The sequence below is a fragment of the Collinsella sp. CLA-ER-H10 genome, from assembly GCF_040092475.1.
Classification (GTDB): Bacteria; Actinomycetota; Coriobacteriia; order Coriobacteriales; family Coriobacteriaceae; genus Collinsella.
In genome coordinates this window covers 251,903-266,739 of sequence record NZ_JBBNLM010000001.1, presented here as the reverse complement: position 1 = coordinate 266,739, position 14,837 = coordinate 251,903, and the positions used below count along the sequence as shown (strand labels likewise).

General features: G+C 63.0%; 13 protein-coding genes. All 13 read right to left on the bottom strand.

The window, feature by feature from the left end; all coding sequences use genetic code 11:
• Positions 1 to 40: 40 nt before the first annotated feature.
• On the bottom strand, positions 41 to 2,158 hold the full coding sequence (locus AAAX36_RS01230) for a molybdopterin-dependent oxidoreductase (protein WP_349073721.1): 2,118 nt from the start codon (positions 2,156 to 2,158) through the stop codon (positions 41 to 43).
• A gap of 122 nt (positions 2,159 to 2,280) precedes the next feature.
• Positions 2,281 to 3,120, bottom strand: coding sequence for a formate/nitrite transporter family protein (locus tag AAAX36_RS01225; RefSeq protein ID WP_349073720.1), 840 nt, complete (start codon positions 3,118 to 3,120; stop codon positions 2,281 to 2,283).
• Positions 3,121 to 3,159: 39 nt separating this feature from the next.
• Positions 3,160 to 3,663, bottom strand: a complete 504-nt coding sequence (hycI, locus tag AAAX36_RS01220) for a hydrogenase maturation peptidase HycI (protein WP_022095193.1) — start codon at positions 3,661 to 3,663, stop codon at positions 3,160 to 3,162.
• Entirely contained in the window at positions 3,663 to 4,244 is a 582-nt protein-coding gene (locus AAAX36_RS01215; RefSeq protein ID WP_346963887.1) for a formate hydrogenlyase maturation HycH family protein, read from the bottom strand. Before AAAX36_RS01215 ends, hycI begins: the two co-directional genes overlap by 1 nt.
• On the bottom strand, positions 4,245 to 5,027 hold the full coding sequence (locus AAAX36_RS01210; protein WP_022095195.1) for an NADH-quinone oxidoreductase subunit B family protein: 783 nt from the start codon (positions 5,025 to 5,027) through the stop codon (positions 4,245 to 4,247). It lies immediately after the preceding gene.
• Between the two features lie 2 nt (positions 5,028 to 5,029).
• Positions 5,030 to 5,746, bottom strand: a complete 717-nt coding sequence (locus AAAX36_RS01205; protein ID WP_349073719.1) for a formate hydrogenlyase complex iron-sulfur subunit — start codon at positions 5,744 to 5,746, stop codon at positions 5,030 to 5,032.
• 1 nt (position 5,747) lies between these two features.
• Positions 5,748 to 7,520: a hydrogenase large subunit gene (locus tag AAAX36_RS01200; protein WP_196031942.1), complete on the bottom strand. Its 1,773-nt coding sequence runs from the start codon at positions 7,518 to 7,520 to the stop codon at positions 5,748 to 5,750.
• Positions 7,521 to 7,523: 3 nt separating this feature from the next.
• Positions 7,524 to 9,083, bottom strand: a complete 1,560-nt coding sequence (locus AAAX36_RS01195) for a hydrogenase 4 subunit F (protein ID WP_349073718.1) — start codon at positions 9,081 to 9,083, stop codon at positions 7,524 to 7,526.
• A 3-nt stretch (positions 9,084 to 9,086) separates the two neighbouring features.
• Positions 9,087 to 9,740, bottom strand: coding sequence for a hydrogenase 4 membrane subunit (gene hyfE / locus AAAX36_RS01190; RefSeq protein WP_022095199.1), 654 nt, complete (start codon positions 9,738 to 9,740; stop codon positions 9,087 to 9,089).
• 13 nt (positions 9,741 to 9,753) lie between these two features.
• The gene (locus tag AAAX36_RS01185) at positions 9,754 to 11,211 is read right to left on the bottom strand and encodes a hydrogenase 4 subunit D (RefSeq protein ID WP_349073717.1); all 1,458 of its coding nucleotides are present in this window, start codon (positions 11,209 to 11,211) and stop codon (positions 9,754 to 9,756) included.
• Positions 11,212 to 11,226: 15 nt separating this feature from the next.
• On the bottom strand, positions 11,227 to 12,153 hold the full coding sequence (locus AAAX36_RS01180) for an NADH-quinone oxidoreductase subunit H (RefSeq protein WP_022095201.1): 927 nt from the start codon (positions 12,151 to 12,153) through the stop codon (positions 11,227 to 11,229).
• A 12-nt stretch (positions 12,154 to 12,165) separates the two neighbouring features.
• Positions 12,166 to 14,184 (bottom strand): hydrogenase 4 subunit B, encoded by a 2,019-nt coding sequence (gene hyfB, locus AAAX36_RS01175; protein ID WP_349073716.1) that lies wholly within the window; start codon positions 14,182 to 14,184, stop codon positions 12,166 to 12,168.
• On the bottom strand, positions 14,177 to 14,794 hold the full coding sequence (locus AAAX36_RS01170; protein ID WP_022095203.1) for a 4Fe-4S dicluster domain-containing protein: 618 nt from the start codon (positions 14,792 to 14,794) through the stop codon (positions 14,177 to 14,179). The genes hyfB and AAAX36_RS01170 overlap by 8 nt, the downstream gene beginning before the upstream one ends.
• Positions 14,795 to 14,837 lie beyond the last annotated feature (43 nt).

Below are 14,837 nucleotides of genomic sequence, written 5' to 3'. Positions count from 1 at the left end.
AAAAAATACGTGGATCAATCAAATACATCAGCTGAGTCAATTACTCGTCATTATCCCCGTGCGTGGCAATCTTTTCCACGCGAACTGCGTTTTCCTGGGTAAGCGCGGCGCCCGTAATGGGGTCCCAGCGCAGCGGCGTGTGGTCGAGCGGACCGACGCCAAGTGCCTGGGCTCCATCCGCGCCGGCGCCAAACGAACGCCCGCCCGGAGCCGCCGACGTAAAGATGCACGCCGGATGTAGATAGGGTGTGGTCTCCACGCGTACGCGGTCGCGGCCCATGTCGCTTACCAGCTCGACGACCTCGCCATTGGCGATACCCATGCGCGCAGCGGCATCGGCATTCATCTGCACGGCATCCAGATCCGAGCCCGCCTCGGCGGCACCCGCCGCAGCAAGTCTGCGCGAAGTGTGCGACTCAAAGGGTCGGTTGCCGCTAATGAGGCGAAACATCCCCGGCCCTGGCTCCACCATCGGGGCAATCCAGCCGGGCACACGACCCAGGCCGGCGCGCTCCCATACATCGCTTACCAGCGCAATCTTGCCGCCGTCGAGCGGAATCACAGGCTCGCCCGTACGCGGCGGCAGTTGCACGCCCGTGTCAGCCCAACCGCGCTCCTTGAGCGCAGTGAGGTCGATCCCAAACGGAGCCACCTGGGCAGCCGCCAGATCGTCAGACGTAAACTGGAAGTACTCGCCCACGCCGCAGGCCGCAGCCAACCCGGCAAAGATCTCCCGACCGGGACGCGTGTCGCCATGCAACACGGGCAGCACGGCGTTGCGGTAGAACACGCGCGCGTCGTTGCGGCCCACGACCGTTCCCACACCGCGGTCGGCCTCCAGATACGTCACGTCGGGCAGCACGAAATCAGAAGCACGCGCCGTCTCGGACCAGCGAATATCAATCGTCACGAGCAAGTCGAGCTGCTGCAAAATACCCAACCAAGCCTGTGCATTGCCATAGCCCGCACCGGGGTTACTGGCATAGACGATGAGCCCACGCAAATCGCCGGCAAGAATCGACTGGCCGATGGTCGTGCACAGGCCGCGCACCGGATCGACCAGTGGATAGCGCTCGGACCCCAGCTTGGGTCCGCGAGGCACCGGCGGCGTCGCAAAGCGTGCGGGATCGAGGTCGCCCAACACAAGCGGCGTGGGCGGATTGAGGGCGCCGCCCGCGTGTCCGATGCAGCCCAGCAGCACATCGACCAAGCAGATAGCGCGCGCGGTCTGGGTGCTATTGGCATACGCGATACCGATGCCACCATGAAAACCCGCATCCACCACAGCGGCAGGCGCGGCGGCAGCGAGATCGCGCGCCGTGGCGACAATCTCTGCGGCCGGCACGTCGCACATCGACTCGGCCCACTCGGGCGTCCAAGCACTGGCCGCCTGCACCAGCTCGTCAAAACCCGTGGTATAGCGGGCAACGAACTCGTGGTCGTACAGGCCCTCGGCAATCAGCACGTGGACAATACCCAACAGCAGCGCCAAGTCGCAGCCCGGACGCACGCGGAGCCAGCGATCGGCAAGCGCGGCCGAACCGCTGCGCCGGGGGTCAACCACGATGATCTTCGCCCCGCGCCGGCGCGCATCGTTGAGCGCATCGACGGCCCCCATCGTCGATGAATCGACGATGGAACGCCCCAGGTACATGATGCAGTCGGTATGCGCCAGGTCGGAGGCGGGGCTGTAGCCCAGGCTGTGCTCCCATCCGGTGAGACGACTTACCTCGCAGGCACCATCGGCACCGTACACGTTGGGCGAACCCAGCGCATGCATAAAGCGATAGGCCCAGTAGCGGTCGAACGAGGGAACGCCGAGCGTCATGCCCAGTGCACGAGGCCCGCACTCGTCAACAATCCCCAAAAGACGCTCGGCAATCTGCGCGAACGCCTCGTCCCAGGTAATCGCATCGAACCCCGAGCCATCCCGGCGGCGTCGCATGGGGTGCACAATGCGGTCACGCTCGTCAAACGGCATTGCCAGGCGATGCCGTCCGCGGGCGCACAGGGCACGCGCCGCGCACGGATGCCCCGGCACCGGCAACTCGGCCACCACACGTCCATCCTCAACATGGGCCGCAAAGGCGCAATCGGCATAGCATCCCCCGCATGTCGTCACCACGGCGCGACCGTCACGCTTCACAGCAGATGCCATCTCGATTACCCCTTTCATCAGCCAAACACAACAGGCCAACAGCCCGACAACGAGCCCCAGACCCAAATAGCCTCCCACACGGCAACGCCCCGCGGGAGGCCCAACGTCAAACAGACGGTACCTTACGCCTCGGACTTCTTAGCGTAGATAAACCAGTAGCCGAGCGCGATCAGAACCGCGCCGCCCACGATGTTGCCCAGCGTGGCGGCGGACAAGTTAAACGCAATGCCCGCAGCGTTGAGTGCATCGGCGCCGGCGACGTCGGCACCATAGCCGAACGCGTGCATCACGGCACCCATGGGCAAAAAGTACATGTTGGCGACGCAGTGCTCAAAACCGCAGGCCACAAAGGCAGCGATGGGCAGCAAAATGCCCACAACCTTATCGACCACGGTCTTGCCGGCGGTACCGATCCACACGGCCAGGCACACAAAGATGTTGCACAGGATGCCGCGGAAGAAGATCGTCACCCAGTCGATCGTCACCTTGCCGGCGGCGACGCTCACCATGGAGTTGGCGACCGCCTCGCCGTTGAGCTTATAGATGCCGGCCATGTACACCAAAAAGACGATGAACAGAGCACCGACAAAATTGCCGACCCACACGACGATCCATGCCTTAAGCATCTGGACCAAGGTGATCTTTTTGCTCTTGAGCGCGCAGACCATAAGCGAATTACCGGTAAACAGCTCAGCGCCGCACACCAGCACCAGCACCAGGCCCAGGCAAAAGCACAGGCCGCCCACGACGCGCTGGGCACCCCAGCCCAGCGTGCTGTCGCTCAAAAACACCGTAAAGAACAGGCCGCCGAAGGCGATAAACGCGCCGGCGAACATTGCCAACAGAAAGGCCTTAGCGACCGGCAGGTTAGCCTTGGTCACGCCGGCGGCCTCGGTCTTGGCCTCGATCGCGGCGGGCGCCAGGCAATCGGGAGCGGGATATTCTGCCTTGGAATCTGCCATGTCAATCACTTCTTTCCTAATCAGCAGGGACAAGCGCTCCTATAGCTCCTGCCCCAAGCGGACAAAGTGGGAAAAGTCGTTGGCGGCCACGGCGTCATACACGGCGTCGACGGCCTCAAAGACCTCCGGGGACATGGGGTTATAGAACTCCGTATCGCCCGGCTGAATCCCTATGAAGACGATATCTTCGCACGATTGCTCAATCTCTTCGATCAGAATCGACAAAGGGAGCGAATGCGTGGTGAACATCGACTTGCGGGCCACATCACGTTTGTCGAGCAAGCGGATGGCGCCGACGGGCAGCGCCATGTCGGCGGCATCGACCAATACCAGACGCGGCGGACGCTCGCGCTTGACCTCGATGATGTCATCCTCGGGCGTTTGGCCGCCGTCGATGGTGTACCAACCGGCGATGGGTGCGTCCTCCATCTTTTTGGAGAGCACGGGGCCGGCGGCATCGTCGGCACGCAGAACGCTTCCCGCCGTGAGCACGATACCCGCAAACGGGGCGCCGTTCACACGTCCATCCACAACGCGACCCATTACTGCAACCTTCCCGTCAGATACACGCCCGACACATCGCGCACGCGCTCCACCAAATCGCGGAACTTCATTAAGAACGCGACCTGCTGGGCATGCAGGCCAAAGTCGTCGTCGAACACCGAGATGCCGGCCTTGGCCGACCCGCGAAAACCGCGCTCGTCGAGCAGCGCATCGCAGGCCTCGAGCAGCGACGGCACCGCCGCCTTGTCGAGCTGGCACTCACCAAAGGAGCGGATGGCCTCGAACTTGGTTTTGGCCTCCCCCTCCGGCAGCGCGTCGACGAGCGAATAAAACACGTCCACCGGCACCGACAGGCGCGGCTCAAAGCAGTCGAGCACGCCGGTGTGGTGGCCCACGGCGAGCGTGTAGTACAGCACGTCGCAGGCCTCCTGGGGAACGTCTTCCTCGGTCTCCACAAACTTACGCGTGAGCTCATAGAAGACCACCTGGTCGGGCGTATGGCCCAGGCAGGGGTCGGCGACGCCCTCGGCGGCCTCGTCGCTTGCGCGCGAGGCATCGCCAAAAGAGCCGCCGAGCATGCCGGGACCCGCAAAGTAACCAGAGCGGTCCGTGAGCTCCATCTAGCGACCTCCGGCCAGCACCAGATCCTGCAGCGCCGAGTACACCTCGACGCGGCGCGGATCGTCCTGCTTATCGATGAGCAGCGCCATGGCGCCGCGGATATCGCCCTTGGGCGCGCCCTCGAGCGTATCCATAAACTCGTTGGCCAGGTCACGGCCGTAGCGGTAGCCGCTCATGGCGCGAGCCTCACGCTCGATGGCCACACGCAGCTTGTACGGCACGCCGGGGTGCAGGATATCGGCCTGCTCGCCGGCGGCCTCCACCGTGGTCTCGGCATGGAGCTTTTGGTCCAGCAGACCGAGCGCCATGGCAAAGCCGTAGATGGTCTGCGCGGGGCTGGGCGGGCAGCCGGGGATGTAGACATCGACCGGCAGAATCTTGTCCGTACCGCCCCAGACGCAGTAGTTGTCGTAGAAGATGCCACCGGTGCAGCCGCACGCGCCATAGGACACCACGATCTTGGGATCGGGTGCGGCCTCAAAGGCGCGCAGGGCCGGCATGCGCATGGCACGCGTCACGGCGCCGGTGTACAACAGCACGTCGGCATGACGAGGCGAGGGCACGACCTTGATGCCAAAGCGCTCGACGTCGAAGACGGGCGTGATGGAACCGAAGATCTCGATCTCGCAGCCGTTGCAGCCGCCGCAGTCAACGCGGTAGACATACACCGAGCGCTTGATCTTCTTAAGAAGGGTCGCCTTGGCCTTCTCGATGCTCTCGTCGAGCTCGATCTTGGTCGGGCGGTACTGGAGCCGCTCGGGCAAAAGCGTGGGTTCGGCCATGGTTACTCCTCCTTCGTTTCAAAATCCATGATGATGCCCTCGACCGGCGCCGGACCGGCGGGAATCTCGGGCGCATCGGGGTTAAGCTCGCGGTCGATATACTCCGGGTTCACGCCGTGGCCGCCCAGATACTCCATGCCGGGGCCCTGGGGCTCGCCGGACGCAAGCGTCTCGTTGGCAGCCATGCCGTGTGCGTTGCCGGTCTTTACGGCCGATGCGGCGCGCAGGGCGTCGAGCTCGCGCTTGCACTCCTGGCACATACCGACGGTGCGGGCGGCCTGCTCGGCCTCCATGCCGCCGGCCTTTTGCAGCAGGCGCTTGGCATAGTCGATCTCCTTGTGCGGGGCAAACGGCTTGCCGCAACGCGAGCAGTGCTCGAGCGCATAGACGCTCTTGCTGGTGAGGTCGTCCTTGCTCATGACGGCCAGCTCAAACTCCTCGGTGAGCTTGATGGCCTCCATGGGGCAGGCTTCCTCGCAGCGGCCGCAAAAGATACAGCGGCCGTAGTCGATTGACCAGGTAATGGTATCGGCCGCAAGGTCGGTGTCCATGCGAATGGCATCGGCCGGGCACGCCACGCCGCAGGCACCGCAGGCGATGCAGAGCTCGGCATTGTGCTCGGGCTTGCCGCGCATGTCCTTGTTGGTGGGGAACGGCGCAAACGGGTACTTGACCGTCGCGTCGCCGGCCTTGGCGTTAACCTTCCAAAGCTTCAGCATATTAGAGCGCCTCCTCATCGAGCGGAGCGGCCATGGTGCCCTCGCCCGCGAGCGGCGACTTGTCGCGCCAGACGTTCTCGAACTGCTCCTTGTCGAGCACGTGGTCGCGCTTGGCGGCGACATCGGTCACCGTCACGCGGTCGGTGCAGGAATAGCACGGGTCGAGCGAGCCAACGATCAGCGCCGCATCGCCCACGGTGTTGCCGCGGAACATGTAGCGCAGGACCGGCCAGTTACTGTACGTGGCGGCCTTGGCGCGCCAGCGGTAGCACTTCTGGTTATTGCCGAGCATGGCCCAGTGCACGTCCTCGCCGCGCGGCGCCTCGGTGGCGCCGATGGCGTACTTGTGCGGGGTGTACTCCCAATCCGTGGTGAGGATGGGGCCCGACGGGCAGTTCTCGAGCATGGTCTCGATCATGTCGATCGAATCGTAGACCTCCTGGATGCGGACGGCGGTACGGCCGAAGGCGTCGCAGGTGTCGGCCGTGGCGGCGTGCATCTTTTGGACGTCCGGATCGGCGTAGCCGTCGAAGGGATGGTCAAAGCGCACGTCGCGGGCATAGCCCGAGCCACGCATGAGCGGGCCGACCGGCGAGAAGTCGCGTGCAATCTTGCGGTCCAAGATGCCGATACCGCTCGTACGCTCAATAAAGTTGGGCGTGGAGAGCAGCACGTCGACGAGCTCCTGAACCTCGGAGCGCAGCTGGTGGATGGTCGTGAGCGTGGAGAGCTTCTGCTCAGCCAAAATGTCGCGACGCACGCCGCCAATCACGTTGAGGCCGTAGGTCTTGCGGTGACCGGAGAGCTTCTCGGCCAGGTCCATGGACTTCTCGCGGACGCGGAAGAACTGCTGGAAGCCGGAGTCGAAGCCCGTGTAGTGCGACGCCAGGCCAATGTTGAGCAGATGCGAGTGCAGGCGCTCAACCTCGAGCATGATGGCGCGGATGTACTGGGCGCGCGGCGGGACATGGATGCCCTGAGCGCGCTCGACGGCCTCGGCGTAGGCCACCGAGTGGGCGCAGCCGCAGATGCCGCAGATGCGGTCGGCGAGGAACGTCACGGCGTCATAGTTCAGGCGCGTCTCGGCAACCTTCTCCATGCCGCGGTGCACGTAGAACAGACGGTAGTCGGCGTCGACGATCGTCTCGCCCTCAACGAACAGGCGGAAGTGGCCAGGCTCGTCGGAGGTAATGTGCAACGGGCCCATGGGAACGAGCGTCGTCTCCTTGCCCTTGGTATCGGCCAAGAACTCGTAGTTTTCCATGTCGCTCGCGGGAGCGGGACGGAAGCGGTAGTCCATGGAGTCCTTGCGCAGCGGGTACAGGCCGCTGGGCCAATCGTCGGGCAGCACCAGGCGACGACGATCGGGCAGACCCTCGGGGATCAGGCCGAACATATCGCGCAGCTCGCGCTCGCCCCACACGCAGGCGGGAACGAACGGCGTCACGGACGGGAACGTCATCTTGGCGGGATCGACCTCGGCACGCACGGTCACCCAGCCGGGGTCCTCCCCCTCCATGGAGATGACGTAGTACACGGCATAACGGCCGCACAGGCTGCGCTCGTCGTTGCCGATGATCACGGGGATCCAGCCGTAGCGTTCGTAGTACAGGTAGTGGACGGCCTCGGGCAGCTTGTCCTGCTTGACGGTGATCGTCAGCTGGTCCTCGCACTGCCACTCGACCTTCTCGATGCAGCCCGGAACGGCGCGGCGCAGGGCCTCGACATGGCTCTCGCAGCGACGGGCATACACCTTGTTCTCAGTTTCAATCATTCGTTACTCCACCTCGCTCTGAGCGGTCTCGGTACCGAACACAGCGCGGTACATCGGCGTCGCGTGAAGTTCCTCGGTGCTCTGCTCGAGCACGATGCCGGTAGCGGTCTCCACACCGTGCACGAGGGGCAGCGGGGTGGCAATGCCAAACCACAAGATCATGACAGCCAGGATGATTTCGGGGATAAGCATGAGCGCCGGGGCCTCATGCTTGCCCATGCCCTGGGGCGCATGGCCGAATACCGACTTGAGTGCGATACGGGTGAGCGCGGAGATGGCCACGGTAAGACCGAGGGCGACCACGACGACCAGCCACATGGGACCGGCGGTAACACCGGCGACAAAAGTCAGGAACTCAGAGATGAACATGCCAAAGGGCGGGAAGGCGGCAAGGCCGAGCAGCGCCAGGATGGCGAGCGCGGCGGTTGCGGGCGCAACCTCGACGACGCCCTGGATCTTGGTCAGGCTACGCGTGCCAAAGGCGTGCTGGATGTTGCCGGACACGCAGAAGGCAAGCGTCTTGGTAAAGCCGTGGAACACGCAGTGCAGCAGGGCCGCGGCGATACCCAGCGGGCCACCGATACCCAGGCACAGGGCGATAACGCCCACGTTCTCCACAGACGAGTACGCAAAGCGGCGCTTGAGGTCGTCCTGGCGAAACATCGAGAGTGCCGCCACCAAAATGGACAGCGTGCCGACGATCAACAGCAGAAGTTGCGGATACTCGGCACCCACGGCCTGGATGGTAAAGCCGTAGAAGCGCATGATCACAAGCATGGCACACTTAAGCAGAACACCCGAGAGCAGGGCCGAGACAGGACTCGGAGCCTGAGAGTGGGCATCGGGCAGCCAAGTGTGCATGGGGAACAGGCCAGCCTTGGTGCCAAAGCCGATCACGATAAACGCAAAGGCGAGGCGCATGAGCGTCGGGTCGAACTGGTCGGCATACGGCAGCACGCACGACAGGAATGCGGCCTCGTGGGCGTTGGGAATCACGTCGGCGGCGTTGGCGTAGATCAGCAGCGTACCGAACAGGCCAAATGCCACGCCGGCGGTACAGACCATCGCATACTTCCAAGAAGCCTCGAGGGCCGTCTTGTTCTTGTAGATACCCACCAGGAACACAGTGGAAAGCGTGGTTGCCTCCACGGCGGCCCACGTGAGGATCATGTTGTTGGACAGGCACGCGAGCAGCATGGTGAACACAAACAGGCTAAACAGCGCAAAATACTGCTTGGCGCGCTCGGCGGGCATGGAGCCCTCCTCGATATCGGCCTTTACATAGGGCAGCGAGAACAGCCCCGTAAGAAAACCGATAAAGCCGATGAGCAGCACAAAGATGGCGCCCAGCGAATCGAGGTGGAGCCACAGGCCAAGAGCGCTCGCGGTGTCGCCGCTCATAAGGACGTCACCGGCCGTCACAATCGACAGCACCAGGACGGCTGCGACGGAGACCAGGTTGAGACCGGCAAACACGTTATAGGACGTGTTCTTGGGCAAAAACGCCATGACCAGCGAGAACACCAAAGGAGTCGCGAGCAGGGCGAGAATCAACGTTTCCATGGACTACCCCCTCAGCTCGGACAGGTCGCGCGCATCGAGCGAGTGGGAGTCGTCCCAAATGCGACGCACGACGATGGACATGATGATGACGGCAAAGATGGCGTCGGTGGCGATACCGATCTCGATGATCTCGGGAGCGGTGGGAGCCAAAAGCGCGAGCGTCACGTGGCTGCCGTTTTCCATAAGGCAGTATCCAAAGATCTGCTTCATGATGTTGCGCTGCGAGATGATGCAGGTGAGGCCCACGAAGAAGTGAGCGAAGCTAATAGCGAGCGCAGGCGTTGCGACCTCGGCCGTGGGCAGGCTGATCTGCGTCACGACAGCAAAGCAGATCGCGACCTCCACGGCGATGATGCAAATGGCCCACGCGGGCTTAAGGCCGGCCTTGAGCGATGCGTCGCTCGGCTCGCCCATCTTCTTATATGCGCGGTTGAGGATGTAAGGGACCAGGACGACCTTGGTGATAAAGGCAGATCCAGCCCACATAAGCAGCTCCTGCGCACCGGTGGTGGCACCGAGCGTAGCGAGCAGTCCCACGAGCACCAGCGACTGCACCGCATACCAGTTGATGGCATGTTTGATGTTCTTGGAGACAACCACCATGGTGGACGTGACGATTAGAAGGCCGCCAAGGATGTTGACGATCGAATAACCCATGTCGTTCTACCTCCTAACCGATCCAGCTGGCCGAAAGCGGGCCGCTGACGATAACCATGATGATGAGCACGATGAACACGAACGCCATCGCGCGGGGAAGCGGGGCTCCCGCAGCGACCTCTTCGCTCGGCTCGCCGGGCAGGCAATAGCCCATCCACTTGAGGAACCAGGCGAAGGTGGCGACGGTCTCGGCGACCATGATGCACACGAGCACCAGGATCGCAACGTTACCGGCACCCACAGAAAAGCCGCCGGCGATAATCTGGAACTTCGAGAAGAACGTGTTCATGGGCGGCACGCCGGCAATGGCGAGCGCCGCGACACCAAAGCCCACGCCCGAGATCGGGTACTTCTTTACGATGCCGCGAAGCTTGGGCAGCATACGCGTGCCGAGCGTAAAGGAGAACGAACCGGCGATCAGGAAGAACAGGGTCTTGGCGAAGGCATGGTTAAAGATGTGGCACACGGCGCCGTCAAAGGCCAGCTGGCTGCCAAAGACCGAAAGGCCCAGACCAAAGAACACGTAGGAGAGCTGGGCGATCGTGGAGAAGGCCAGCAGGCGCTTCATGTCCTTTTGCGGCAGGTACATAAGGAAACCAAAGAGCATGGTGACCATGGCGTCGATAATGGCGGCCCAGCCCACGATCTCGGGAATCTCGCCGGCAGAGACGAGTGCACGCGCGAACACACACACACCGACCTTAACCATCGAGGCGCCATGCAGGTAGGCCGAAACAGGCGTCGGCGCCTCCATGGCCGAAGGCAGCCACATGTACATGGGAACCTGTGCGGACTTGGCCCAGGCCGCAAACAGCACGAGCAAAAGGACGATAGCCTTGAGCTTGGCGTCGAGGCCGGCAATCGCGGTGATGGCAAAGGTGCCGGTGTGGGCAAACACGATGGCGGCGCCCAGATACAGGCCGAGCGCACCGATATGCGTAATGATCAGGGCCTTCATGCCGGCCTTTTTGGCCGTAGGCGACATGTAGTAGCTAATGAGGCCCCAAGAGCACGCACCCGTGATTTCAAAGAACACGAGCTGGCCCAAAAGAGTCGAGCTGTACACGAGGCCGGCCATGGCGCCGATGAAGGTCGCGAGGTACGCGTAGAAGCGACGACGCGGCGCGTCGGGATGCTCACGGTTATTCTCGCTCATATAGGGAATCGAATAGATCACGACAAGCAGGCCGATACCCACAAAGGCGGGTGCGAGCAGCGTGCTCATGCGATCGAAGGTGAATCCCATAACGAGGGTCTGCCCAAACGAGATCAGGGGGACCTGCGTGTCGGGCATGCCGGCGCCAGCGAAATTCGCGGCGAGGGCGATGGTGCAGACCGTCGAGACGGCGGCACCCAAAACGCTGAACCACTTGGCGTACGGACGGGGGAACAGGGCGACGAGCACCGAGGCCACCATCGGGGCCGCGATAGCGACCAAGCCGAGAAGGGACAGACTGACTGCAAATGACATTGTTTCTCCCTTCTCCTACACGCCGACGACCACGAAGACAAACGCCAGCACGGCGATGCCCACGACGGCCCAGGTCTGATTGCCAAGCACCTTAAAACGCGAGCGCGAGCAAGAGTTCTCGATCACGCCGCACACGACAAAGTCGATAAGGCACTTCACCAGGAAGATGACTGCGCCCAGAACGGCGGCGGCGCCCACGGTCGCGGGCTCGCCCCAGGGGACGAAGATCGCGCAGAACCAAGCGACGACCAGGACCTGCTTCATGGACATGGCAAGCTTGGCCATGGCGAGCGACGGGCCGGAAAGCTCGGCGAGCGGACCTTCCTGAAGCTCCTGCTCGGCCTCGGCCTGATCAAACGGCAGCTTGCCGAGTTCCATGTAGCAGGCAATCGCAAAGGCGATACCGGCGAGGATCACGGCGACCGGCGCATCGATGGCACCCGTCATGATGTGCTGACCCATAGTGGCGATGTCGGTGGAGCCGCACACCAGGGCGGCGGCAAACAGCGCCAGCAGCATGGACGGCTCGATGAGCACGCTCATGAGCAGCTCGCGAACGCCGCCGATACCGGCGTAGGCGTTGGACGAATCCACACCGCAGAGGGCGAAGAAGAAGCGGGCGAGCGCCAGGCTGTACATGATGGTGATGGCGTCACCAAAGACCGGGATGGGGCTTTGTGCCGTAAAGAGCGGCAGGCCCATCGCGAGCATAAAGGCGACGGCGAAGAACAGCGGCGGCATAATGCGCAGCGCAAAGCTCGCGTCCTCGCTCTGGGACTCGGGGCGCGCAAAGAGCTTGGCCAGGTCGCGGTAGTCCTGCATGATGCTGGGGCCACGACGGTTGTGCATCTTGGCACGGATCACGCGGCCGAGACCGGAGAAGAACGGCGCGACGGCCATAACGACCACGCCCTGCAGAACGGCAAGTACGATGTTGTTCATGCTCTCCCCTCCTTAACCCATTTGCACGGCGAGCACGAGGAACACCACGAGTGCCGCGACGATGTAGCAGATATAGATGCTGTAGTTGCCGCCCTCGAGCTTAGTCGCGAGGTCGGCGAGCTTCTCGACACCCTTATGCGGGGCATCGACGAGAACCTTGTCGGGTACGGGCTCCACAGCCTCGGCCACACCGGTGAGCTTCTGGAAGAAGTGCGCAATGGACCAGCAGGCGGCCGTGCAGCGGTCGCGCAGCGTGTAGAGCGGCTGCATAAACCAGGACACCTCGGAGGCAAAGGTCGTGGCCACGACGGGCATATGCTCGTTGGGAGCATAGCCGCATGCCCACGGCTGGGACTTCTGCACCTTGCCGACGGTCTTGAGCTTGCGATAGCCGCAGGCAAGGCCGACAAGCACCACGAGCGCAATGGCGATCGCGGGCGTGGAGGTGGCAGCGCCGGAGTACTGGTTCATGAGCTGCATGCCCTCGGCGGCAAACACGCCACCGTACGGATGCAGCACGGACGCGGCGACATCGACCAGCACGGGAGCGATCACGGGAGCGCAAATGCCCAACACGACGCAGATGGCAGCGAGCAGGCCCTGCGCAAACACCATGGGGGCGGGAACCTCCTTGGCATTGGCCGCGGCCTCGGAGCGGGGCGCGGAGGCAAAGGAGACGCCGTAGGCCTTGACGAAGCACGTGACAGCCAGCGCGCCGGTAATGGCAAGCGCGACGGCAGCGAACACGGCCACGATCATGACGGCCTTGTCACCCTGCATGGCGGCATTAAACAGCGACTGATAGGTAAACCACTCGGACACAAAGCCGTTGAAGGGCGGGATGGCCGAGATGGCAAGTGCGCCAACGAGGAAGCAGATGGCCGTTGCCGGCATACGACGGAACAGGCCGCCCATCTTCTCCATATTGCGCGTACCCGTGGAGTACAGCAGCGCACCGGCGCCCAAGAACAGCTCGCCCTTAAACATCGCGTGGTTAAACGTGTGGTAGAGGGCGGCCATCAAAGCCAGGACGGCAATGCCGACAGAGTTGAGCGCCATGGCGGCCATGGAGGCGCCGACGCCGAGCAGAATGATGCCGATGTTCTCGACGGAGTGATAGGCCAGCAGGCGCTTGATGTCATGCTCCTGCAGGGCGAAGGCCACGCCGAGGACCGACGAGATCGCACCGAAGACCATGACCATAAGGCCCCACCAGACCTGAACGCCCGAGGCGGAGAGCAGGTCGAGACCAACCTTGAGGATACCGAAGATACCGATCTTGATCATGCCGCCGGACATGAGGGCCGACACGTTGGACGGCGCCTCGGGATGTGCCTTGGGCAGCCAGCCGTGCAGCGGGATGATACCGGCCTTGGCGCCAAAGCCAAAGAAGGCGAGCACAAAGCACACGGATGCAACCGCGGGGCTAAACTGCGTGGCGCGGAAATCCGCAAAGGCAAACGAGCCACCGGCAAAGTTGGTCATGGTGAGGAAGCTCGCCATGATGAGTACAAAGCCCACGTGCGCGATCACAAAGTAGAGCCAACCGCCGTGGATGGAATTCTCGTTCTCCTCGATCACGACCAGGAAGTACGAAGTAAGCGACATGAGCTCAAAGGCGACCAGGAACCAAAACACGTTGTCGGCAGTGATGACGAGCATCATAGACGCCACGAAGGTGTTAAAGAAGAAGCCAGCGCGGCCCTTTTTGCCAGGGTACTCATCAAAGTAGTTGAGACCGTAGATCGAACCGGCAAAAGCCAGCACCGAGATGAGCGCCACGAACAGACCGGACAGCTGATTGAGCAGCAGCTGGAAATGGGCAAACGGGAAAAACACGATGGTGTCGACCGACGTGACATCGCCCAGCACGGCCTGGATACCGGCCACAAACGAAAGCACCGCGGCGACGGCGCCGATAAGGCAGCCGGCGGTCTTGGCGGCGCTATCGGCCTTGATCAGCAGAACCGAGGCGAGCGCACCGACGCACGAGACGGCAAGCGATGCGATAAACAGCGTCATGCTATCCATTGTTTACGCTCCCTTCTGCTTTCTCGGACAGGCCCTGGGCCACAGCGGTAACGTCGACGACCGGACCGTTTTCGATCGAGCGCAGGCGCTTGGCCTCGTCGAGCTCGCGATCGGCCGCGCCGCCCATGACGGTCAGCGCCTTGGTGGGGCACGCCGCCACACAATGCGGGCCGTCCGGATCGAAGGCACACAGGTCGCACTTGACAGCGCAGGTGTACTGGCCAGGAGCCCACGTAAGCAGGCTGCTCAGGGACTTAGGATACGAAGGCGTCGGGTCGCACATGCCTGCGACACCGGCGATAGACGTGCCATCGGGATGGATGGCTCCGAAGGGGCACGCGATGGCGCACAGCCTGCACCCGATGCACTCCTGCTCCTTGACGTGGATGCGATCGCCATCGTGCTCGATGGCATTCACCGGGCAAACCTCGGCGCAGGGGGCACCCTCGCAATGGTGGCAGGCAAGGGCGGCCGAAATACCGCCGGTCTTCACGAGCGCCAAGCGCGGCGTATCCTGAAGACCCTGCATCCGGTGGGCGTCGGCACAGGCGGACTGGCATGTTCCGCAGCCGATGCACCTCTCCGGGTTGATGTCGATGAAGCGGTTCATCCCCACTTCCTTTCAAAATAACGGGCCGGGCTCCCGAACGTAC